Here is a 22162-nt window from a genome sequence, read left to right on the forward strand (position 1 = left end):
CTGGGGACGGGTGGGTCGCGCCCCGAAGGGGTGCGGGGAACTGCGCGAACCAGTCACGACGAACCCGCAGCAGACCTGCCGGATCTCCAGCGCAGTGGACCCGGCGCACGGAGACCCGGAACACCGGACCTCCAGCGGAGCGCTACGCGCCGCGTCCCCGGCTCTGACGGGTCACGCGCTCGGCGAGTACAGCGAGGAGGATGACCAGGCCGGTGATGGTGCCTTGGTAGAAGCTGTTGACCCCGAGCAGGTTCACCGCGTTCTGGATCACCGTGACGAGTACGGCTCCGGTGAGGGCGCTCACCGCGGAGCCCACCCCGCCGAACAGGCTGGCGCCGCCGATGACGACGGCGGCGATGGCCTGGAGCTCCAGGCCGTTGCCGGCGGTTGCCTCGGCGTTGGCCAGGTAGGACACCGACAGCACGGCGGCGAACGAGGCCAGGAGGCCGGACGCGGTGTAGGCGGCCAGCTTGATGCCGCGCACCGGCACCCCGATGAGCCGGGCGGCGCGCTCGTTGCTGCCCACCGCGTACAGCCAGCGGCCCTGGGTCGTACCGGACAGCACCAGCTGCAGGAGGACGACCAGCACGATCAAGTAGAGCAGGTAGTTGGGGATGCCCAGATACTGGCCGGAGTTGATGGAGCCGAAGCCGGCGTCGCCGACCGGCTGGGAGTTGCCGCTGGTGACCACGAAGGCGAGGCTCGCCGCCACCGAGTAGGTGACCAGGGTGACGATGAACGGGGCCAGTCCGAGGACGGCGACGCACACCCCGTTGGCCAGGCCGCACAGGGCGCCCACGCCGAGCGCGCCCAGTACCGCGACGCCGGCCGGAACACCGTGGTTGAGCAGGGCGGCGGCGACGATCCCGGTCAGCGAGAACACCGAACCGACGGACAGGTCGATCCCGGCCGTGACGACGACGAGCAGCTGGCCCAAAGCGATGATGACCAGCGGCGCGGCGGTCTGGGCGATGTTGGTGATGTTGCCGCTGCTGATCGCGGCCGACTGGACGGTGCTGAGCAGGAGTTCGACCAGAACACAGGCGGCGGCGATGACCAGCTCCACGCGGAACCGGGCGGCGGCCCGCAGCAGCCGTGCCCCACCCCCGCGAACGGGCTCGATCAAACCGGGGTCGACATCCTTGGGGTCGGTGTGGACGGTGGTCACCGGGGTCCTCCTTCCGGGGCAACTGCGTGGCGTTCGGGGCCCGCACGGCCTTCGGAGCCCGCGTGACCTCCGAAGTCCGCACCGCCTTCGGGGTCGGCGTGGCCCGCGGAACCCGCGGGGCGGGGCCGCGTCCCGGCGGCCGGGGCGCCGCTCGCGTTCAGGGCGTCGACGATGCGCGTCTCGGTGAGCTGGGCGCCGGAGAGGGTCGCGGTGACCCGGTGGCCCACGAGCACGTGCACCCGATGGCAGCGGGCGGCCAGTTCCTCGGGGTCGGAGGACCACCACAGGGCACCCCCGCCACCGGCGGCGACCTCGTCGATGGCCTGGAAGATGTCCACCTTTGCGTGGGTGTCGACGCCCCGGGTGGGATCGTCAAGCAGCAGCAGCCGTACCCCCAGCGGGGCCCAGCGGGCGAACAGCACCTTCTGCTGGTTGCCGCCGCTGAGTGCCCCGGGCGGGGCGCTCATGTCGGGCAGTTTGATGGCGAACCGGTCGACCAGCCGCCGCGCGGCGGCCACGTCCGGGCGGGCGATCAGGCGTCGCCGGGCCACCCGCTGCGGGCCGACGAGATGCTCCAGCACGCTGAGGTCGGCCCACACGCCGTCCCGGGCCCGGTTGCCCGAGACATAGCCGGCACCCGCGCGCAACGCGCGCCGCGGCGACCAGCGGACGGTGGGCCGGCCGAGGACCCGCATCGTCCGGCCGGGCGGGTGGGGGCGGTCGCCCCAGGCCCGGAGCAGCAGGTCGCTGGCGGCGCTGGGATCGAGCGAGGTGATGCCGACGACCTCGCCGGGGCCGACCCTGAGGGGCGCCTCAGCGTCGGGCACCTCGAGCAGGGGCGGCCCGTCGGTCGCCGCGTCCGCCTCCGGAACCGGCCGGTCGAGCGCCCGCGCGGCGTCACCGACCATGGCCGTCAGCAGGCCCGGGTCGTCGATGTCGGCCAACGGCACCCGGTCCACCACGGTACGTCCGTCGCGCAGCACGGAGGCCACGTCGGCCACCTCGCGGATCTCCCGGAAGCGGTGGCTGACCAGCACCACGCCCACCCCGTCGGTGGTCAGCCCGCGCAGGACGGTGAACAACCGCTCCACCTGCGGCCGGTTCAGCGCGGCGGTGGGTTCGTCGAGCAGCAGCAACCGGGAGCCCTGCGCGAGCCCGCGGGCGATCTCCACCATCTGCTGGCGGTCCAGCGGGAGGTCGCCGACCCGGGCGTCCAGGTCGATGACGGTCGTCTGCCCCAGCGAGTCCAGGGCCGCGCGGGCCGCGGCACGGGCTCTGCGCCGGCGCCCCCGTACTCGTACCCGCCCCCGGCTGGGGAGCAGCAGTTCGTGGGTGGCGATGTTCTCCAGCACCGACAGGTGCGGCAGCAGTGACAGTTCCTGGTAGACGATGGCCACCGGAGGGTGGTCGCGGTCGCGCGGGTCCTCGGCCGCGATCTCCAGTTCACCGGTGTCCGCGCTCTCGATGCCGGCCACGATGGCGAGCAGCGTCGACTTGCCGGCCCCGTTGGCGCCGAGCAGTGCGTGGACCTCGCCGGACCGGACGGTCAGGTCGACACCGTCGAGCGCGCGGGTGGAACCGAAGGCTTTGGCGAGGCCGCGAACGGCCAGAAGGGGAGGAGGAGTGGGGAGGGGAGAGGGTGCGGCGGTCATTGCTGTCGCCTCGATCCGAGGTGCTTCCTGTCGGTGGCACGTCGCTGCTGTGTACTCGCGCACCGAGCGCGGCGTGTGACCGAGAAGTGACTTGCGGCTGGACTTGAATCTGGTGTTTCCACTACATGACGGCCGTGTCGCAGGTCATAGTGTGTGACCGAAATGCCGAGTGTCAACAGACAGCAGACGATTGTTGTCGGTTATCATGGGCGGGACTCAGTAGGGACGGTAACCCCATGGCCGCTGAAACCCTGTCCAACCTGGACCGCAGCACATTGCGAGAGCGGGCCCTGCACGCCCTGCGGACCGCGATCCTCGCCGGTCAGTACCAGCCGGGCGCGCATTTGGGAGAGGTGGATCTGGCCAACCGGCTGGGCATCAGCCGGGGCACGGTCCGAGAGGCGCTACGACACCTGCAGCAGGAGGGACTGCTGGTCCCCGCCGCCCGAGGCATGCTCCAGGTGCACCGGCTCTCGCCGACCGAGGTGCGGGAGCTGTACCAGGTGCGGGCCGCCCTGGAAAGCCTGGCCGTCGTCGGCGTGATCGCCTCCGCCGGGCGCCCGGCCGCGGTCACGGAACTGCGGCAGGCCCTGATCCGGCTCGACCAGACCGCGGGCGACTTCGCCGCCCAGGTGGAGGCGGACCTCGGCTTCCACCTCCTGCTGTGCGAGCTGTCAGGCAACTCGATGCTGGTCAGGACCTGGCGGCACCTCGAAGGCCCGATCCGGGTGACCGTCATGAGCGCCGGCAACGAACAGCGCCGCCTGCCCATGTCGGCCGCCCGGCACGAACCGATCGTCGACGCCATCGAACGCGGCGACGAGGCCGGCGCACTCGAGGTACTCCACCAGCACATGGCTCTCGCCGGCACCCAACTGGCCACCCCTGTCGACCAGCCAGACCTCCCGGTCTCCAGGCCCCGGCCCAGTACCGAGCAGTAGAGCGCTGTGTCGTGGAGTTCGGCGCTTCGGCGCTTCGGCGCTTCGGCGCTTCGGCGCTTCGGCGCTTCGGCGCTTCGGCGCTTCGGCGCTTCGGCGCTTCGGCGCTTCGGCGAGAAGGTAGCGGGCTTCACGGAAGAGCGGTCGCGCCGGTTCAGCACGGCGATGCCGCGCCTGGCAGACGCCTCGGGCCCCGCTTCGGACGGTCAGTTGAGACCAGAATTGAGACCCGGATAGTCGCACGGCCAACGCTCAGCGCCGTCGCCGCACCAACTGAAAGCAAAAGCCCCAGGTCACGGCGAGTGAGTCCTGAGGCTTCCACAGAGCCGCCTTCGGGATTCGAACCCGAGACCTACGCATTACGAGACCATGAGCGATCGTGTTGCGTGGTGCCTCGTCGCGCTGTCTGGTGACGTTTTTCCTGATCAGAGAACGTACGGCAGGTTGACCTGTGCCACCCCCTGCTGCACGGTCCAAAGGGCGTCTGTCCACCGGCTGTCCACCGAACGGGGCAACCGGAAGTGGGTCGGTGGCTGGCATGGCGAGGATGCAACACAGCCCCTGTCGAAGCCAGTCGACGCATTGGGGTGCTTGGCCGACCCCGACAAACCACCTTCGTCGCTGCCAGCCTGATGCCTGCCAGCGCCCCTACGGGCAGCCTACGTACCGGTCGGCGCTCTCGGCCGTGCCGCACGCCGCGCGGTGGGGTCAGCACCGGCGTGCAGCACGACCAGCACATGCGCCTGCATAACGCCTGCACCGCTGCTAAAGTGAAGGCATGACCGCGATCACGATCCGGGATGTCCCGGAGGACACAGTCAACGCTCTGAAGGTCCGTGCCGCACAGGCGGGCAAGTCGCTCCAGGCGTATGCCCTGGACCTTCTCTCCCGGGACGCCGCCAAGCCCACCCTCGCCGAGATGGCCACCCGCCTGGAGCGTGAGACCCGCGCCGAGCTCAGCACGATCGACATCCTCGACGCCATCGATGACGGGCGGAACCGACGTTGATCGTCGTTGACTGCTCCAGCCTCGTCCACTTCCTCCTCGACCACGGCAAGACCGGCAGCGCGATCCGTGAGCGGGTGGGCCGCGCTGACTGCCTCGCAGCGCCAGGCCTGTTGGACTACGAGATCACCTCGGCCGTCTTCGGGCTGGCCCGCGGCCGTCGAGGAGACAAGCCGAAGATCACGGAAAAGGAAGCCCAGAAGGCGATCACCGACTACCAGGCCCTCGCTCTCGACCTGCACCCCACGCTGGCCCTGTGGCAGCGCGTACGCGAACTGTCGAACAACCTCTCCGTCTACGACGCGCACTACGTGGTCCTCGCGGAGAGCCTCGGCGTCCCACTGATCACCAGCGACGCCAGGATCGGACGCAGCGGGGCAGCACGCTGCACGATCGAGACCTTCGAGGCATCCAGCACCTGAGCGTCAGCACCAACAGTGCAGGGTTCCACCGCCCGCGGACGGTCCGCGGTGTCCCAGAGCTGTCACCACGCCGGGTCTGGCCTTGGCGTCTGCTGCGCCGATCAGATGCGGACACCCCCTTGCCCTGAGCCGCAGCACATCCGTCGGGGACTCAGACCAGCGGGCGCCCTGGCCAAGCAGCACTTTGCGAACGCTGCGAGCTTCTCAGCCAAGACGGCCAACTGCGCTCGCCGCGGCGGGTACAGAGAGCTTTAAGGCGCGGTCACCGGCAAGGAAAGCACAGCCAGGGCCTCGTCGGCGCACTCGATGATGTGGGCGGAGGTCCACTCACCGCTGCCTCCCGGGCAGATGATCTGTCATCACGACGACTCCCCACCGGCGCCGTATCGCGTGATCGCCGAGTGGGGAGAACGGAGGGAGGTGACGTTTCCCGCCAGCCCGGTCGAACCACCGGACGACACCGATCACAGGGTTTGGTCGGTGATCCGCCATGATGAGCCACATACCTCCGCGTTCTGGGAGGTGACGCTGGCTTACGGTCACGTGGAGGAGGCCGTTGCCCCGAGCCTCGATCGGGTACCTGCTTCTGGGCCTCGCCGTGCGGCTCCGGAACGAGTCCAACAGATGTCCGCAGAGTTCGAGGACGCCTGGCGCGCGAACCCGGAGCTGCAGACCGAGCGGGATCGGGAGCACACCCGACGGATGCTCGCGGACGGCTGACCGGCACCGGAGCCTGAGCGGCTCTGTTATTCCTGTCCCCAAGTTCGGATGATCTTGGCCTACGAGCGCATCGGATGGCTCGTCCCCCGGCAGCGACAGTCCAGGAAGGCGGCAAGCACCGCACCCACGCCCTCGCGGTCCGCATTGGAGCGGAGGCTGCAAAAGGCCGAAGCCGAGGCCGAACGCCTTCGGGCCGAGTTGGATCAGATCGACTAGCGACCGCTTCGCCCTGGTTGAAGTCCACAGGAGTGTGTCCCACCTCCCGGTTCCCCCAGTGTGTACCCAGATAGCATCCAGTGGGACGACAGGGAGAACCGTCTCGATCAAGGCAGGGGAACGAGCCGGAGTGACAGGCGGGATGGCGCGGTTGCGAGTACCGGTGGGCGAGGACGCGGAGCGGTGGGTCACACGCGTGGGCTGTCGTCGCGTTCTGTTCATCGTGCACAACGTGACGTCCGCGACCCGCCTGCTGGACGTACTTCCGCTATTCCACAGCGATGTTCGCGTACAGATGCTCGCCACCTGCACGGGTTCATCTCCTTTCCTTGCCGGCGTGCCCGAGTTGTTGGCTCAGGCGGGGCTGCCTGTCCTCCCTTGGGAACAGGCCAAGAACACAACGTTCGATCTGGCGGTGGCCGCGAGCTATGGCGGAGAACTGGGGTCGATACGCGGCAAGTTGGCCGTTCTGTCCCATGGGGTGGGATACAATAAGAGGCTGGCGACACCGGACACCGGACACCGGACACCGGACACCGGACACCGGACGCCGGACGCCGGACGCCGGACGCCGGACACCGGACACCGGACACCGGTGTTCGGCCTGGCGCCGGAGTGGCTTCTGCAGGACGGGCGTCCACTCGCGACCGCCACGGTGCTCTCCCACCCTGAACAGCTGGAAAGACTGCGCTTGGCCTGCCCTGAGGCGGCGCCCACCGCGGTACTCGCGGGGGATCCTTGCTACGACCGTATTCTCGCCGCTCTCCCCCAACGCGACCGTGTCCGCCGTGCACTGGGTGTGGGGCCCGGTCGGCGGCTGATCGTCGTCAGTTCGACGTGGGCACCGCGTTCCCTTTTCGGCGGTGCGGGGGCGGGAGGAGCGGGCGAGCCGGGTGCGGATGATCTGCTGCCCTGGCTGCTGTCACGTCTGGCGGCGGAGCTGCCGGCCGACGAGTACCGGACGACCGCTGTTCTGCATCCGAACATCTGGTACGGCCACGGTCCTGGCCAGGTCCGCGCGTGGCTGGACAATGCGCGGCAGGCCGGCCTTGAGGCGATCCCGCCGCTCGACGGGTGGAGACAGGCACTGATCGCCGCCGACTGCGTCCTCGGGGACCACTCCAGCGTCACCTACTACGCGGCCTCCATAGGCATCCCCGTCCTCCTCGGAGCGTTCCCCCAGGACGACCTCGACCCGCACTCCCCGGTGGCTGCCCTCGGCCGTACGGCTCCCCGGCTCCTCCCCCGCGGCAGCCTCCGCGCACAGATCGACCGGGTCATTGCTTCGCACGACCCCGGCCGCTACAAGGAACTGGCGGAGCAGACCAGTTCGTCACCAGGAGAGTCGGCCGCTCTGCTGCGCCGCCTCTTCTACGGCCTCATGAACCTACCCGAGCCCGAAGGGCACCCAGCTCTGCTCGACCCGCTGCCACTGCCGCCGTACCTCCCCGCCCGCGTCACCGCGCCGATCCGCGTCCTCGTGCGGCAGATCGGTTCGGATCCGCCAGAGGTCACCCTCGCCCGGTACGCCGTCGTCGGCGACGAGCCCGCCCCGTCGGAAGACCCGGCGGCGCAGGTCGACACCGCGCACACGGTGGCCGACGAGGAGACACGGGAGGCCGGCCGGCTGCGCGTCGCCGACATCGTCGTACGGCATGCGGCCGAAGACGACCCACGGCTCGGCCCGCCGGCCGCCTGGGCGTCGGAGGCGCTCGACCGTTATCCGTACTGCGGGCTGGTCGCCTATGTCGACGGACCGGACCGCTGTGTCGTAGGCACCCGCAGGGGAGACCTCGTGAGGATGTCCGCCGCCACGGACCTCGACGGGCGGTCCGACCTGTGTGATCCCGCCGTGTACGCCTCCGCGCTCTACGCCTGGCTCGCGAGCGGGCAGCCGTTGGCCGCTGTCCTCCCTGCGATCGTCGTACGCACCGGCGCCACGGCACATCACGTCACCGTCGAACCGCTCCCGTCGCCCCCACCGCCGACCGGGTCTCACGCCTCCAGTTCGGCGAGCGTCATCCGGATCCGCTCGGCACCGACCCGGTCACCGTTCTCCTCGTAGTGCACAGCGGCGGTGCGAAGATCCTCCGCCGCCTCCGCCGGACGGTCCGAGAGACTGTGGCACCGGGCTCTCGACTCGAAGACATCGGCGAGCTGCAGCCCCGCGCCTGCCTGTTCCATGGCCTTGACGGCCTTGTCCAGACACACCCGCGCGAGGTCCGCGTCCCCTGCGTCCAGGTGCGTCTCGCCCAGGCTCATGTAGACCCGTCCCTCGTTGTAGGTGTCGCCGCCCTCGGGCAGTCGGCGGAACCGCACCAGCGCGTCGTTGAGCCGAGCGAGGGCCTCCGCGAAGTGCCGCTGCCTCGTCTGGGCCCGGCCGATGTGGTGCTCCAGCAGGGCCGTGGCGCGAGGCAGGTCCTCCCACCCGTCGTCGCCCTCCCGGATGCGCCCCAGAATCTCCCGCGCCTCTTCGAAGCACCGCTGCGCCTCCGCGTACTTCCACCGCTTGAGGCGGAGCAGCCCCAAGGCCTCGACTGCGCTCGCCTGCCCGCGATGGTGGCCGCAGGCCTCATCCGCGGCCACGGCCTGAGCGAGGACCTCCTCGGCGTCGTCCGCCCGCCCGGTTCCCATGTACCCGAAGGCGAGTTGCACCAGCATCCGGCCCACCGCACGCCGGTCACCGAACTCCGCGGCGCAGCGCCGGGCGGCCTCGACTCCGAGCAGATGCGTGTCGATCCACTGGGCATGGAAGCCGAGCAGCAGATGCAGACCCCACATCGCCTCGCACAACTGCCATACGAGGTCGTCGAAGCCGTGGTGATCTGCCGCCCGGATGACGGCCGCGAGGTTCTCACGCTCGCGGCGCAGGTCCGCCAGCGCGTGCTTGCCGTCCGCCGGATCACGATCCTCGGGAAGAACGAGTCCCCGATAGGCGGGGCCGAGCCGCCAACGCAGCGGCATGACCCGGAAGTCCGCTTCGGCCGCCCACCGCAGATGCCCGACCGCCACCCGACGAACCCCGGCGGAGATACCGCCATGACCGTCCTCCGCCGCCGCGAGCTCACGTGCGTGCGCCCGCGCCAGATCGTGGAAGCGGTAGCGCTCCTCACCGACCTCCTCCAGCAGATGCACGCCGGCCAACTGCTCCAGCGATGCCCGGGCCTGGTCCTCCCCCACGCCTGCGGCATGGGCGGCGCACATGACGGTCACGGTCGGCCATGCCCAGCCCGCGATCGCTCGGTAGAAGGCGGCGCACTCGGGGGTCAGTTCGCTGTACGAGGCATCCTGGGCGTGGCGAACAGGATCGACGGTGCCACGTGCGTCGTCGGTGCTTCCCGATCGCATAGCGTCGCCTCCCTGGCCCTGGCCGTGGATCCGTTCGGACAGCTGTCGCGCCACCCGCTCCCAGGCCAGGTGCTCCCGGACCGCGAGACCGGCACCCGTGGTACACAACGCGAGAGGAACACCACCCGCCGCTTCCGCCACGGCCTGAACGACCGCGTCCGGAGCCGCCGCACGCTCGCTCCCTGCGACCCGCCGGAGCAGGAGGACGGCATCCGCGGTCGACAGCGGCCGGAGGACGAGCGGACGAGCCCCGTGCTCGGCCACAAGTCGACTCAGCCGGTGCCGACTCGTCACCAGGACGAGGCACCCGGGCGAAGCCGGGAGCAACGGGACGACCTGGGCGTCGGCATGGGCGTTGTCCAGTACGACCATCATGCGTCGATCGGCCGTGCAGTCGCGGAACAGATCCCGCTGACGGGCCTCATCGCCCGGCACCATGGCAGGCGGAACCCCGAGCCTCTCCAGGAACCGCGCAAGCACGTCGGAAGGCGAAAGAGCCGTACCCGAGGACGCTCCGGCCAGGTCCACGAACAGGATCCCGTCGGGGAACCGCTCCCGTAGTGCGTACGCGCACTGAACGGCGACAGCCGTCTTGCCGATACCACCCGGCCCGGTAAGGGCGGCAATCGTCGGTGCGCCCTGTACGGGGTCCGCATCGTCCAGCAGTGCTGTGATCCACGCGATCACGTCCTCGCGGTCCGTGAACACCGCGGTCGTCGGCGGCAGCATCTGCGGACGGGAGGCACCGCAAGCCACGGCAGGCACGGCACGCGGCGCCAGCCAGGAGGCCTCACGGGCCCACTCCGCGACTTCGCGCGCGAACTCCGGCGATCTGCGGGCGACTTCCATCAGCCGTAACGCGGCTGCCGTCTGCTCTTGCTCGGTGACGGGCAGGGTGGGCTGCTCCTCACCGCCTCCGGAACCGGTGCTTGCTCGACTCAGCAAGCCGTAGAGCCTCTCGGAGGTCCGCCTGCCCATCTCGCCGCCCGCTCCGGAAAGGGCGCCCGAAGCGACTGTGCCGACAGTCGAGAGCACCATACTCATCAACGGTTCCACTCAGGACTCTCCCAACTCGCCGTTCCCGCAATGGTATCGACGAGATCGGAGCACGGGTGGAAAGGGCCGATGCCGCGAGGGTGCAGTGTGACGGATCTGCAGGAACCCCGCAGCCGGGCCCGGCCCAGACCGATGGAAGGTCCCTCGCAGCCGCACTCACCCGGGCTGCGGAGCCGAGTCGCTTGCGTTCCTCCGCGAAGCGGGAAGCTTTCTCTTCCACCGCTCCACATCGATGGCGGTCTGTCAGCTCGGTGACACCTCGGAACGTGCCAAGAAGCGGTTCCTGCGTGTGCTCACGGCCAATCATCGCCAGGACCCGAGCTTGACGTGAAGGCTGTCAGGACCTGACAGTCCCGACACCGCCGATAGCCCCATCTCAGACCGGCGACTTTCACCCGTCGGCCAGGGGCGGCGATAGCCCCCTGACGGGGTTTCACGCACGGCTGTCCACCGGTTGTCCACCGGGACCCGTTGCGCTGGCCTGGTCCGTACCCTATGGGCAAGCAAAAGACCAGTTCAGAGCCTCGCTCCGTCGATCTCGTCACAGAAACCGAACCTCCGACCTACGCATTGCGATGCGTAGACCGCAGGTGCCCGATTAGCCCGGATCTCAAGGTCACCCAAGCCAAGAAACCCCAGGCCAGAGGCTCGACCTGGGGTTCACCATGGAGCCGCCTTCGGGATTCGAACCCGAGACCTACGCATTACGAGTTTCCTTGACCAGTGGTCGCGAGGGCTCGCAGCAGGTCGTATCAGCTGGTCAAGCCCCGTTATTCCCGTCTACGACCTCCGGCGAACGAGGGCGAACCGCAACTAGGACTGCAACTGCGCCCACCCTGGCCACGCGCCACGGGTGGACTTCGGCATGCAACCACTTCGAGCAAGTGGCTCCACGTACTTGCGCGACCGTCCACGACCCCCTACGATTCGAGTAAGCGACACCGCTTACGCAAGCGGCCCCCGCCGGTGTTGGAGCACCGAACGAGGGCCTACGGAACAACCTGCTGACACAGGAGAACCGATGCTCAACCTTCTCATGACCCCTCGTACGGCCCGCACGGTGCGCGGCCTGATCGGCTCTGTCGCCGATGCTGTCCGCTCCGTCGTCGCCCCCGCCTCCCTCGTCGAGGAGAAGGCGCCGGCCGTCGCGACCGTCCCGGACCCGGCCGACGTCCTCACCGCCGACGAGCTCCCCCCGGTCGAGACCATCGAGTCCGCCGCCCACGAGTACGAGCGCGCCGCCGACCAGGCCCGCCGCGCCGACCGCGGCAAGCGCGCCGCGAAGAAGGTCCTCGACCGGCTCCCGGCTGGCGTGTACGGCACGTGGCGCGTCTTCCGTACCCCGTCCTCCCGGCAGACCCCGGACCTCGCCGAGATCACCCGCATCTTCAAAGCGAACGGCCTCGGCCCCGTCCCCATGAAGGCCTGCGCGCCGTCGCTGAAGGTCGAGCGGGTCGAGGTTGCCCCGGCCGGCGTCGAACTGCTGGCGGGAGTGGCCGCCTGATGACCGAGACCCCGAAGGCGGCCCGCACCCTGCGGGCCGCCCCCGGGCGGCGCCTCATCGCCGCCATCAGCCCGCAGCCGGGCGACAGCGACCCGGACATGGACGAGGCCCTGCGCCGCGTCCGCGCCCCGAAGGCGGTAACCCAGTGACCACGAATCCGGACCGTCTCACCGAGCTCCACGCGGCCTGCCGCGAGGACTACGCCAAGGGCGCCGCCCAGCGCACCCGCGCCGAATTCGCGCCCGCCCGCCCGCTCGGACTGCCGGACCCCCGCGAACTCGACACCGCCATCCGCGTCGGCCAGAAGATGCTCGACCGCTACGGCACGGTCGAGGGCGCCGACGTCTTCGCCTACGTCGAGGCCCACGGTGGCATCACCGAGGCTCTGCGGATCCTGCTGCGGACCCTCGGTGCCGAGCCAGACGAAAGGCCGGTGTCTCCAATTGGAGACACGCCCCGCTGCCCGGCCGCGCACCCCGAGGACCCGACCGGCTGCAACGGCCCGGCCGTCGTCACCGTCCTCGACCGGGAGAACGCCGGCGCTCAAGGGTGCGAGCACCACGCCGCGCGACTCCTGGCCTCCCTCGACGGCGGCCGCGTCTACGGCCTCCCCGACGCCGAGCCCGGCACCGCCATCCGAGTGTTCAAGGCCGCCGACGGCCTGCGCCCGTTCCCGTGGGTGAAGGGCCCGCGCACCCGCGACGCCCAGCTCTCCCGCGACGAGGTCCGCGCCAGGGGTGAGCGCCCGTGAGTACCGAACCCCGCACCGTCACCCTGCACACGAGCGACCACGGCGACGTCACCCTTCCTGAACCGTCCTGGTGCGTCGGCCACCCCGACCAGCGCGCCGAATACAAGGTCGACGTCTCCCACGACGGGCCCGAGCACGTCATCGCCCCCGGCGGACGCGAGACGTTCACGGCGTTTCTCACGCAGGCCCCGTTCTCCGACGTCGACCGCAGCATCGGGCTGCACGTCGAGGTCGCCGACCTCACCGGCACCTGCACCCCGGACGAGGTCGAGCAACTCGCCGACGACCTCGTCGAGTCCGTCGAGCAGCTGCGCGTCCTCGGCCGCCAGCTCGCCGACCTTCTCGACGGGGGCGAGCGGTGAGCGTCCGCTACATCCGCCGTCCGACCGAGGTGGCCGCCATCCGTGCGGCCGCCCGGTCGGCCCGGCCCCTCCCGCCCGTCCCCGCCCTCATGGCCGCGCTGCTCGACGCGAACGCGCGCCGTGACCGCGAGGGCACCACCCTGGCCGCGCACCGTGTGGTGCGGGCCGCCGCCCCGGAGGTGGGCGAATGAACCTGAAGAAGATCCGCGCCAAGAAGGCCGCCGACCGCCGGCACCGCCAGCTGCTGCTCGCCGCCAACCACGTCGTCAACCGCAGCGTCCTCGACCGCAGTGTCGAGCAGGCCGCCCCCGCCGAGATCGCCGCAATCGCCTTCGGCCGGTACGAGCTGCGCATCAGCGACGACGAGGCCCTCGACTACCTCAACGCCGTCCTCGCCGAACGCGGCTGCCCGCTGCGCACCGCGGACACGAACGCCCCGGAGGATGTCGCGTGACCAGCACCATCCGCAGAGAACTGTCCACCGGGCAGGCCTGGGTCCTCGGCACCACGGCCGCCGCCATGGTCGCCGTCGGAGCCTTCGGCGCCGGAGGTACCTACTCGAACGCCGTCTCCGAGTTCCACCGCCAGGCCACCGCGGCTGGCGTCGTCGCCGCGGGCGAGGGCCTCACCCTGATCCTCGCCCTGATCATGCTGGGGCGGACCATGCTCGGACAGCCCGCCCCGGCTGTGGTCCGGGCTGGCATGTGGCTGGCCCCGCTGTCCGCCAGCTGCATCGGCCTCGCGATCGCCACCGACACCCGCGAAGCCGTCGTGTACGCGGTCACCCCGCTCGCCATGTCCGGCGCAGCAGAGGGACTCGGGTTCATCGCACGCAGCGTCGTCGTGTACCGCACTGGTCGGGACGCCGAGGCGGACCGCCGTAATGCGGCCACCGTCCAACAACTCGCCTATCAGCAAGCACTCTCGAACGGTCACCCCGACGACGACGTCAAGGCAGCCGCAACGCGCAAGGCGTGGAAGCTGGCCGGGCACGTCGGGGTCGGCGACCAGCAACTCGGGGAGAGCCTCATCGATGTCTCCCGGGAGAAGTTGACGCAGGGCGCCGGTCACGCGCTTGGACGGATGCTCGCCCTTCCCGGAGCTGATGCACCCGCTGATGCGCCAGCCCGTCGGCCGGCCACCGCGACCGAGGCGTTGCGGGAGCACTTCGCGGCCATGGACCCGGCCGACGCGATCCGCCTCGCAGCCGACGCGCGGCCTGATGCGCCCCCGGCGGAGCTTGCGCACCTGCTCGGCACGTACGGCGTTCCCGTGGATCCTGTGGCGGTCGCTCTGGCCCTCGGCAACAAGCCTGCCGAGTACGAGGTGCATCGACCTGATGCGCCCGCGCATCAACAGGTCAGCGCCCCTATCGGCGAACTGGAGCCGGTCACGTTGGAGGCCGCGGTGATCGAGGCCGCATCAGCCCTGGGACCGGACGCGAAACCGCGCGAGATCGTCGAGCACGTCGAGCGGCACCGCCGCCTGGTCGTCACCGAGCCCTACGTCCGCACGGCCCTGTCGAGGGCCGCGAAGAAGACCGAGCCGGATACCCCGACCACACCGATGGAGGGCGGATACGCATGATGCGCCTCATCTTCGGGGCCGTCCTCGGTCTCCTCGTCGCCTACCCGTCCCTGCTCGCCGTCGTCCTGGCCGTGGTCGCCGCGCTCGTTTCGCAGCCCGCCGTCCTCGCCGCGGCGGCCGGCGTCATCCTGTGGCCGCGTATCAGCCGCCGCATCAGGGGGTGGGCGGCGTGAGCGACGCCCTCGAAAAGGCTGAGGCCGCCGTCACCGAGGCCTCGGTGAACACGGCCGCCGTACAGATCGCCCTCGCCGCAGTCGAGCTGGCCAAGGTCGCCCAGCAGCAGCCCCAGCAGCAGGCCTGCCAGCACCAGCACAAGCAGGGCCGTGGCGCCGGTGAGTGGCTGGCGATCGCCGCCGCGGTGTGCGTCGGCGGGGTCGGGATCGCGTTCGCGTCGATCGCCATCGCCATCGGCGCGACCTGCGCGACCGCCTGCCTGCTCATCCTGCGCTCACTGTGGCGGGACCACCTGAAGGGCCGCTGACCTGCCCTTCCGTCCTCCGCCAGGTGTGGGCATACGCCCACGACTGCGGGGGTGCGGTGGGGCCGGACAGCCCGGCCCACCACCAGGAGGAATCCCATGGACCGCACCAAGCACCTGTCCCTCGCCGACGACGCCGTATGCCGGGCCGAACGCCTCACCGGGCACGCCGAGGAAGCCGCCCGCTCGAACGACTTCCGGCACAAGGCCGCCCCGCTCGCCGAGGCCGGCGCCCTTTGGTCCGACATCGCCAAGGCGCACGCCGCCATCGCCGCCGTACTGCCCGAGACGGAGGACACCAATGCGTGACGACTTCACCGCCGCCGATCTCACCCTCGGCGAGAAAGCCCGGATCGGCGTCCTGGTCGCCCGCATGGCCAAGCGCGGTGCGGCTGGCCCCAACGTCGACATCAGCGACCTGAAGCGCCGCGTCGAGCGCATCGAGAAGCAGGCGCTCCGCCGCAAGAACAAGAAGTAGGTGCGCCACGGGGCGGCCGTACCCGGCCTAGGAACCGCCGGCCGCCCCGTGTCCCGGACCGCCCAACAGAACGACCGGAGAGACCAGCATGACGGACACCACGGTTCACCCGACAACAGCCCCGCCGAGCACGCCCGAGACTGCCGTACCCGAGCAGGCAGCGAGTGCGCCCGTACTCGTCGACAACCCGAAGCTTCCCGAGCCCGGAGTGCACACCGAGAAGCGCAAGCCGATCCTGCCGCCGTGGCTGAAGGACAGGGCCGAGTTCCTGACAACGGCTCGCCACGCGGGCCAGCGTGCCGGGTACGCGGCGATGTACCACGGGGTGCGCCTGCCCTGGTACGGCCTGCAGCTGACCGCCATGTCACTGCGGGGCGCCTGCCGGTTCGTCGCCGACACGAACCGGTGGCTGTGGGACCGGGAGGCCGCACCGCTGCGTGACTACGCCGTGCGGACCGACGACGTCACCGAGTACATGACCCTCGCCCGCCTGCGCGGCAACCGGGTCCGTCTGCGCGGCCTGGTCGTCATGACCGCGGCCGTGTTCGGCACCGGCTTCGCCCTGTGGCTGCTGGTCATGGCGCCCGCCTTCCTGTGGGTGTTCGCGGCCGGCGCCGTCCTCACCCTCGGCTACTTCGGCCAGCAGCCCGACGCGCCCGTCATCGGCCCCGCGGTGATGCGCACCGAGCTGCAGAAGCTGACCGGCACGATCGTGCTCCGTGCCCTCGACGCCATCGGCAACCCGAAGATCAGCGGGGCCGTCAAGGACTTCGGGAACAAGTCGGCGCACGGTATGGGCTTCACCTCGGAGATCTGCCGCGACGGCCCCGGCTACCGGGCCGAACTCGACCTGCCGTTCGGCGTCACTCCGGACGACGTCGTCGAGAAGCGGGAGGCCCTCGCCTCCGGCCTGCGGCGCAAGCTGGGCTGCGTGTGGCCGTCCGGCGACACCGAGAGCCAGGACGGGCACGAAGGCCGGCTGATCCTGTGGGTGGGCGACCGGCCGATGAACGAGACGACGAAACCCGCGTGGCCGCTGCTGAAGGACGGCCAGGTCGACCTGTTCAAGCCGATCGTGTTCGGCAACGACTACCGCATGGCCGACATGACCGTGACCCTGATGTTCGCGGCCATCGTCATCGGTTCCATTCCGCGCATGGGTAAGACGTTCCTGCTCAGGCTGCTGCTGCTCATCGCCGCCCTCGACCCGCGCGCCGAGCTCCACGCGTTCGACTTCAAGGGCACCGGCGACCTCGGCCCGCTCGAACCGGTCTGCCACCGTTACCGGGCTGGCGACGAGGACGACGACGTTCTGTACGTGCTGCACGCCTTGCGGGAGATCAAGGAGGAACTGCGGCGCCGCGCGAAGGTGATCCGTAACCTGCCGCGGTCCATCTGCCCGGAGTCCAAGGTGACGCCGCAGCTGGCCAGCGACAAGAAGTACGGCCTGCACCCGATCGTCGTCGGCCTGGACGAGTGCCAAGTCCCGTTCGAGCATGAAAAGTACGGGGCCGAGCTGGAGTCCATCTGCACGGACATCACCAAGCGCGGGCCCGCCCTCGGCATCGTCGGCCTGTTCGCCACCCAGCGCCCCGACGCCAAGAGCCTCCCGCCTGGCATCAGCGCGAACGCGGTCCTGCGGTTCTGCCTGAAGGTGATGAACCACCAGGCCAACGACATGGTCCTCGGGACCGGCGCCTACAAGTCCGGCATCAAGGCCACCATGTTCAGCCGCTCCGACCGCGGCATCTGCTGGATGTCCGGCGAGGGCGACGACCCGCGCATCGTGTCGTCCGCGTTCGTCGACGCCCCGGGCGCCGAGCGGATCGTGGCCCGGGCCCGGAAGATGCGCGAGGAGTACGGCAACATCACCGGCCACGCCATCGGCGAGGGTCCTGCGGAGACGGCCGGTCTCGACGTCCTCGCCGACGTGCTCAAGTCGGTGGGCGCCGACGAGAAAGCCGTGTGGTGCGAGCGCATCGCATCCCGTCTCGCCGAGCTGCGGCCGGACGTCTACGGCGAGTGGAAGGGCGAGAACGTCACCGCGGTCCTCAAGCCGTGGGGCGTCAAGACGGACCAGGTGTGGGGCACGACAGACGAGGGCGAAGGGAAGAACCGGCGCGGCATCAAACGTGCCGACGTCGTCGCTGCCATTGCTCGCCGTGACGCCGACAGGGCCGCCGCGTAGGCAGACAGGGCTGCTAGACCTAGCACCCCGCCCCGCTAGGTCTAGCAGCGCCGCTAGCACCGAATCCGGCCCCTGAGCAGGCAACTAGCGTCTAGCAGGGGCGCCCCCGGGAAACGGGAAACACCCACTTCGGCAGGAGGAGACACCCCATGTGGCTTGCTATGGCCGCGCTGATTCTCTGGCTCGGCGGCTACGCAGTGTTGTGTGCCGTGAAGCCGTTCGCCCCGTGTCGACGGTGCGCGGGGACCGGGGAGATCGAGCGGTTCCGTAAGACGCGGACGTGCCCGCGCTGCCACGGCCGCAAGCTCCGGCTGCGCGTCGGCCGCCGCGCCCACAACGCGTGGCGCCGAACCCACCAGGCCGGCACCCGCTGACGCACACCACAGCCCCCGTTCGGTCCTCGCGACCGGCGGGGGCTTCGGCATGCCCGGCAGCGATGCTGCACGAACTCCCCGTGTACGTTTCCCGGATGCGGCAGATAGCGATTCTGGGTACCGTCGTCGCGCTCGCCACGGTGCCGCCTTTGGCCTTGGGGCTCGGCGTCAGCGAGAGGGCAGGGCTGGCCAGCCTCGCCATGGTGAGCGCCGTGGCCACGATCGGTGGGGTGCTGTGGGGGGCTCGCGAGCTACGGGCCGAGTACCGGAAGCTGAAATGGCGGACGCGGGGTCTGCACCTGGTTACGCAATCGGAGCTAGCGGCCGATGAGCAGGAACGCCTTCGACGCCTGATCCTGCCCCCCTCCTCCACCGGCCTGGACGTGCTCTACGTCCGCGAGTTGGTCCGACTCCACATCCTTGAGCACGCCGCCGAGAACCTCGGCACGCCTCTTGCACTCACATTGCTCGGAGTGGTCGGAGGCACCGGGGCGAGCGTCTGGTCCCTCTGGGCCTGATGGTCAACTGCACCACTGTGTGTGGACGAGAGCTGTGCCAAGCCCGTGCCATCACTGGGAGAAACTTGCAGGCCAGGACCGACCAACCGCATCCCTTATGCGGTTAGGCCGACCCATCACGCGTCATCCAGCAGGATCCCGGGCCTTCACTCACCAACGGTCACAACACGGACACATCCCTCCACGCGAGGCCCGTTGACACGGATGATGCCGATCACGCACCACACGTTCTTGGGGGGACCATGCGTCGCACCACCACCGCCATCCTGCTCGCCGTCGGCCTTGCGCTTACGGGATGCGGGAACAACCACGACGACGCCAAGACCGCCGCGAAACCGCACGCGTCGCCGACCGTCGACAAGGAGACGGCATACCTGGATGCCGCGCACGAGATCACCTTCAACGGGTCACCGTCGGACGCCGAGTTGCTCGCATATCCGGAGTCGTGGTGCGCTGCCTTGGATGAGGGGCACAGCGTGGCGTGGCTGCTCGGGGAGGGGGACCTGTATCCGATCGGAGATGAGTGGGGGACGGTGAAGCAGGACGCGTACGAGCTGGTGGTGGCTGGGGTGAAGGCGTACTGTCCGGGGAATCTGGACGCGGTGAAGGCGGAGTTGCGGGCGTCGGGCGAGTACTGATCTCCGCACGTGTGGCCCCGCTCCCGGGTGGGGGCGGGGCCGTCGTCATGCCGTGGGCATCCTGCCCCTACTTGCGCGCAATCCCAGCAACCTCGTGCACACGGGCAATCTGCCGCAATCCGCGGCCGCGCCCCGCCAATCCTGAGCATCCTGGACGCACCACCACCAGGATGCGGAGACGTGATGACGCTCAGGTTTCTCGGCACGACCAGCGATGACGGAGACTGCCCCACCCTGTACGAGATCGACGGCACGGACGAGATCCTCGTACAGGGCGAGCGGGAGACCGACCCGGAGCACCTCGTGCAGCTGCGGGACGTCAAGCCGTCCGAGACGTTCGTACGCGTCCCCCGCAGCCTGCTGACCCGCTACGCGCCGAGGACGCCGGCCCCCGAGCTCCAGCCGTTCGCGTCCATCTCGCACCTCTTCCGCGAGTTCAGGCACACCGCGTGGCGGCTGGAGACCCGCCGCGGCTACGCCTCCGACCGGCGCAGCGAGAAGTGGGCGCGCTGGCAGGCCGGCGAGGACATCGCCCAGGATCCGGCCAACGGTTGGCGGGAGAACGTGGCCGTACAGACGGCCGCCGGGAAACGGTTCGAGCGCGTGCGCCTGGTCGACGACCCGCCCACCGAGGGACAGCAGTTCCTCCTCGCCAGCGCGCCCGGCAACATCGCTGCCGGGGAGGACATCCGCAACCTCACCCGCGCGCAGGCCGAACAGCTGCGGCTACCCGCCTTCGACTTCTGGCTCTTCGACAGTCGCATCGTGGCCCGGTTCGCGTTCGACGAGGACGACACCACCCTCGGCGTGTACGTCACCGAGGATCCTGCCGAGGTCCTCGCCGCCTGCCAGGCCCGGGATGCCGCGTGGCACCACGCTGCGCCTACTACCGAGGTCGCTGGGCGGGTACGTTCCACCGTGTGACGACCGACTTCCAGACCGCCCGTGAGGCCCTCGGCGCGCGGCTGCGCGAACTGCGCGCTGAGGCCGGCCTGGAAGGAAAGGCCATAGCCGCCGAGCTCGGGTGGCAGACGTCGAAAGTCTCCCGGCTGCAGAACGGCAAGCAGACCCCCACCCGCGGCGACCTCACCGCGTGGTCGCGAGCGATCGGCCGCCCGGACGTCGAGGCCGAACTACACGGTCTGCTGGCCAGCCTCGACATGAAGCAGCGGCACCGGTCCTGGCGGCGCCAGCTGGCAGGCGGGCACCGCGGCCGCCAGGAGATCGCCGTCCGCCAGACCGAGAACACGCAGATGATCCGCGGCCTCGAGGTCTCCCGTATCCCCGGGTTGTTCCAGACGCCCGAGTACGCGCGCGTCATCTTCGACAGCAACGCCGAGTTCCGCGGTATCCCGCCCACCACCGAGGCCGCCGTCGAGGCGCGCATGCGCCGCCAAGATTCGCTGTACGACCCGGAGAAGACGTTCCGGTTCCTCGTGTGCGAGGCCGCCCTGTACCACCGCGCGTGCCCCGTGGACGTGATGGCCGAGCAACTCGACCGGCTGTACAACCTCGTCGGGCAACGGCGCATCGAGGTCGGGATCCTGCCCTTCGGGACGCAGTTGCGGCGCACCGCCCCGCACGCCTTCTGGATCTACGACGAGCGTCTCGTCATCGTCGAGACGATCAGCGAAGAACTCTGGCTCACCGGGCACGAGGACATCGCACTGTACGAACGGGCATGGGAGTGGCTGGCCGAGGCCGCCGAGTACGGGGCACCGGCACGCCGCCTGATCGGCCGTGCACGGGCGTCTCTCGACCTCGCGTAGGCAATCAGCAGCAACCCGCCATCGGGCGTCCGCAATCGCGCGCAATCGCCGCACAGGCCCGCAATCGCACGCCCTACGGTCCTGCCATGGTCCACCCGATGAGCGTCGCCACGAAGTACGGCGCCGGAGATACGTGGCTCGCCAACTGCCACACCCGCCCCGCCGACGTGTGGAAGGCGTGGCACTCCGGTGCTCTCGCCCCGATCGTCTCCGGCGCGCACTGGCTCGTCGCCGAGACGAGCGTCTCCCACGGCATGCCGGCCGCCGCCCGTATCCGCGAGGAACAGCGCGGCCCGGTCCTGATCGACCCGTATGGAGACGTGGCCTGGTGGCTTGTGCCCCTCGACGCAGCGGAGGAACTCGCCGACGTCCGACAGATACGGATGCGGCACGCCGGGTGGACGCTGCGCTGCCCGCCTTCGGGCCGAGAGATGGAGCGCCTGCAATGGCTCTGGGACCCCAACGGGTCCGGACACCTCACCGATCCTGCAGTGCTCGCCGCCGCGTTCGGCCCCGGCGGATACCGACCCCGTACGGAGGACCAGGCATGACGGCAGAGACTGAGCAACTCGTCACCTCGCGGGAGGCTGACCTGAAAACGCTAGGCAAGCACCTGGTGCTCACCTCCGAGACGATCGGGGAACGCGCGGCGGCTCAGGCCCTGGCCGAGGAGGAGAGCATCCTCACCCGCGCGAACGTGCGTGCCGCTCTCATCGTCGACGGGCCCCACGGCGCGACGGCCCGGTGGGAGGGCCTGTCAGGGCGTCAGTACACCCTCGGCCTGGACGAGACTCAGCGCAGGTTCCTCGACCTGGTGCTGTCGGTGGTGGGCATCGGGCACGTCACCATCGCGGCCGTGCGTGGCCTCGACGAGCGGCGCCTTCGGATCATCATGCGGGCCATCCTGCGACTCGCGGAGAACGACACCCTCGCGGTCGGCACGCGCATCTAGGCCTCGCTCCCGGGAGCCCGGCGGCGGGCGCCGGCAG

25 protein-coding genes and 1 pseudogene are annotated in these 22162 nt (G+C 70.1%); 22 read left to right on the forward strand and 4 right to left on the reverse strand.

Translation table 11 applies throughout. The features are described 5' to 3' along the window. Window positions 1–142 precede the first annotated feature (142 nt). Together ABZ027_RS08190 and ABZ027_RS08195 are read right to left on the reverse strand one after the other, a co-directional pair. Entirely contained in the window at window positions 143–1168 is a 1026-nt protein-coding gene (locus ABZ027_RS08190; RefSeq protein WP_356765620.1) for an ABC transporter permease, read from the reverse strand. Further along, window positions 1165–2820, reverse strand: a complete 1656-nt coding sequence (locus ABZ027_RS08195) for a sugar ABC transporter ATP-binding protein (protein WP_356765623.1) — start codon at window positions 2818–2820, stop codon at window positions 1165–1167. The genes ABZ027_RS08190 and ABZ027_RS08195 overlap by 4 nt, the downstream gene beginning before the upstream one ends. A gap of 236 nt (window positions 2821–3056) precedes the next feature. On the opposite strand from ABZ027_RS08195, the gene ABZ027_RS08200 reads away from it, so the two are divergent. After that, complete coding sequence (locus tag ABZ027_RS08200; protein ID WP_356765625.1) at window positions 3057–3761, forward strand: GntR family transcriptional regulator; 705 nt, start codon at window positions 3057–3059, stop codon at window positions 3759–3761. Window positions 3762–3795: 34 nt separating this feature from the next. On the opposite strand, the pseudogene ABZ027_RS08205 reads toward ABZ027_RS08200, so the two are convergent. Then, window positions 3796–3858, reverse strand: a pseudogene (locus ABZ027_RS08205) (hypothetical protein); the annotation flags it as partial. 678 nt (window positions 3859–4536) lie between these two features. On the opposite strand from ABZ027_RS08205, the gene ABZ027_RS08210 reads away from it, so the two are divergent. The 3 genes from ABZ027_RS08210 to ABZ027_RS08220 all read left to right on the forward strand — a co-directional run bounded on the left by ABZ027_RS08210 (window position 4537) and on the right by ABZ027_RS08220 (window position 8187). Further along, entirely contained in the window at window positions 4537–4767 is a 231-nt protein-coding gene (locus ABZ027_RS08210) for an antitoxin (protein WP_356765627.1), read from the forward strand. Then, window positions 4764–5186, forward strand: coding sequence for a type II toxin-antitoxin system VapC family toxin (locus ABZ027_RS08215; protein ID WP_356765629.1), 423 nt, complete (start codon window positions 4764–4766; stop codon window positions 5184–5186). The genes ABZ027_RS08210 and ABZ027_RS08215 overlap by 4 nt, the downstream gene beginning before the upstream one ends. Window positions 5187–6264: 1078 nt before the next feature. Further along, complete coding sequence (locus tag ABZ027_RS08220; protein WP_356765631.1) at window positions 6265–8187, forward strand: hypothetical protein; 1923 nt, start codon at window positions 6265–6267, stop codon at window positions 8185–8187. On the opposite strand, the gene ABZ027_RS08225 is transcribed toward ABZ027_RS08220, so the two are convergent. After that, a complete protein-coding gene (locus tag ABZ027_RS08225; RefSeq protein ID WP_356765633.1) occupies window positions 8118–10415 on the reverse strand; it encodes a tetratricopeptide repeat protein in 2298 nt (765 codons plus the stop codon). The two genes, ABZ027_RS08220 and ABZ027_RS08225, sit on opposite strands and share 70 nt — an antisense overlap. 1132 nt (window positions 10416–11547) lie before the next feature. On the opposite strand from ABZ027_RS08225, the gene ABZ027_RS08230 reads away from it, so the two are divergent. From ABZ027_RS08230 to ABZ027_RS08315, 18 genes are all read left to right on the forward strand, one after another. Continuing rightward, window positions 11548–12030 (forward strand): hypothetical protein, encoded by a 483-nt coding sequence (locus tag ABZ027_RS08230; protein ID WP_356765635.1) that lies wholly within the window; start codon window positions 11548–11550, stop codon window positions 12028–12030. Next, the gene (locus ABZ027_RS08235; protein ID WP_356765637.1) at window positions 12030–12179 is read left to right on the forward strand and encodes a hypothetical protein; all 150 of its coding nucleotides are present in this window, start codon (window positions 12030–12032) and stop codon (window positions 12177–12179) included. Before ABZ027_RS08230 ends, ABZ027_RS08235 begins: the two co-directional genes overlap by 1 nt. Further along, window positions 12176–12781: a hypothetical protein gene (locus tag ABZ027_RS08240; protein ID WP_356765639.1), complete on the forward strand. Its 606-nt coding sequence runs from the start codon at window positions 12176–12178 to the stop codon at window positions 12779–12781. Before ABZ027_RS08235 ends, ABZ027_RS08240 begins: the two co-directional genes overlap by 4 nt. Then, complete coding sequence (locus tag ABZ027_RS08245) at window positions 12778–13143, forward strand: hypothetical protein (protein WP_356765641.1); 366 nt, start codon at window positions 12778–12780, stop codon at window positions 13141–13143. Before ABZ027_RS08240 ends, ABZ027_RS08245 begins: the two co-directional genes overlap by 4 nt. Then, window positions 13140–13334, forward strand: a complete 195-nt coding sequence (locus ABZ027_RS08250) for a hypothetical protein (protein WP_356765643.1) — start codon at window positions 13140–13142, stop codon at window positions 13332–13334. Before ABZ027_RS08245 ends, ABZ027_RS08250 begins: the two co-directional genes overlap by 4 nt. Then, the gene (locus tag ABZ027_RS08255) at window positions 13331–13597 is read left to right on the forward strand and encodes a hypothetical protein (RefSeq protein ID WP_356765645.1); all 267 of its coding nucleotides are present in this window, start codon (window positions 13331–13333) and stop codon (window positions 13595–13597) included. Before ABZ027_RS08250 ends, ABZ027_RS08255 begins: the two co-directional genes overlap by 4 nt. Next, entirely contained in the window at window positions 13594–14730 is a 1137-nt protein-coding gene (locus tag ABZ027_RS08260) for a hypothetical protein (RefSeq protein ID WP_356765647.1), read from the forward strand. Before ABZ027_RS08255 ends, ABZ027_RS08260 begins: the two co-directional genes overlap by 4 nt. Further along, a complete protein-coding gene (locus tag ABZ027_RS08265; protein WP_356765648.1) occupies window positions 14727–14903 on the forward strand; it encodes a hypothetical protein in 177 nt (58 codons plus the stop codon). The genes ABZ027_RS08260 and ABZ027_RS08265 overlap by 4 nt, the downstream gene beginning before the upstream one ends. Then, window positions 14900–15211, forward strand: a complete 312-nt coding sequence (locus tag ABZ027_RS08270; RefSeq protein WP_356765650.1) for a hypothetical protein — start codon at window positions 14900–14902, stop codon at window positions 15209–15211. The genes ABZ027_RS08265 and ABZ027_RS08270 overlap by 4 nt, the downstream gene beginning before the upstream one ends. Window positions 15212–15307: 96 nt before the next feature. Continuing rightward, window positions 15308–15517 (forward strand): hypothetical protein, encoded by a 210-nt coding sequence (locus ABZ027_RS08275; RefSeq protein WP_356765652.1) that lies wholly within the window; start codon window positions 15308–15310, stop codon window positions 15515–15517. Beyond that, complete coding sequence (locus ABZ027_RS08280; protein ID WP_356765654.1) at window positions 15510–15686, forward strand: DUF6257 family protein; 177 nt, start codon at window positions 15510–15512, stop codon at window positions 15684–15686. The genes ABZ027_RS08275 and ABZ027_RS08280 overlap by 8 nt, the downstream gene beginning before the upstream one ends. Before the next feature lie 88 nt (window positions 15687–15774). Further along, window positions 15775–17874, forward strand: a complete 2100-nt coding sequence (locus tag ABZ027_RS08285; protein ID WP_356765656.1) for a cell division protein FtsK — start codon at window positions 15775–15777, stop codon at window positions 17872–17874. 436 nt (window positions 17875–18310) lie between these two features. Continuing rightward, window positions 18311–18766, forward strand: coding sequence for a hypothetical protein (locus ABZ027_RS08290; protein WP_356765658.1), 456 nt, complete (start codon window positions 18311–18313; stop codon window positions 18764–18766). A 242-nt stretch (window positions 18767–19008) separates the two neighbouring features. After that, window positions 19009–19404: a DUF732 domain-containing protein gene (locus ABZ027_RS08295; RefSeq protein WP_356765660.1), complete on the forward strand. Its 396-nt coding sequence runs from the start codon at window positions 19009–19011 to the stop codon at window positions 19402–19404. A gap of 183 nt (window positions 19405–19587) precedes the next feature. Beyond that, window positions 19588–20328, forward strand: coding sequence for a DUF6879 family protein (locus tag ABZ027_RS08300; RefSeq protein WP_356765662.1), 741 nt, complete (start codon window positions 19588–19590; stop codon window positions 20326–20328). Further along, a complete protein-coding gene (locus ABZ027_RS08305; protein ID WP_356765664.1) occupies window positions 20325–21173 on the forward strand; it encodes a helix-turn-helix transcriptional regulator in 849 nt (282 codons plus the stop codon). The genes ABZ027_RS08300 and ABZ027_RS08305 overlap by 4 nt, the downstream gene beginning before the upstream one ends. A gap of 98 nt (window positions 21174–21271) precedes the next feature. Continuing rightward, window positions 21272–21724 (forward strand): hypothetical protein, encoded by a 453-nt coding sequence (locus ABZ027_RS08310; RefSeq protein WP_356765667.1) that lies wholly within the window; start codon window positions 21272–21274, stop codon window positions 21722–21724. Further along, window positions 21721–22125, forward strand: a complete 405-nt coding sequence (locus tag ABZ027_RS08315) for a hypothetical protein (RefSeq protein WP_356765669.1) — start codon at window positions 21721–21723, stop codon at window positions 22123–22125. The genes ABZ027_RS08310 and ABZ027_RS08315 overlap by 4 nt, the downstream gene beginning before the upstream one ends. Window positions 22126–22162: the final 37 nt, after the last annotated feature.

Origin of the sequence: Streptomyces sp. NPDC006332 (genome assembly GCF_040612855.1) — a bacterium.
Taxonomy (GTDB): Bacteria; Actinomycetota; Actinomycetes; order Streptomycetales; family Streptomycetaceae; genus Streptomyces.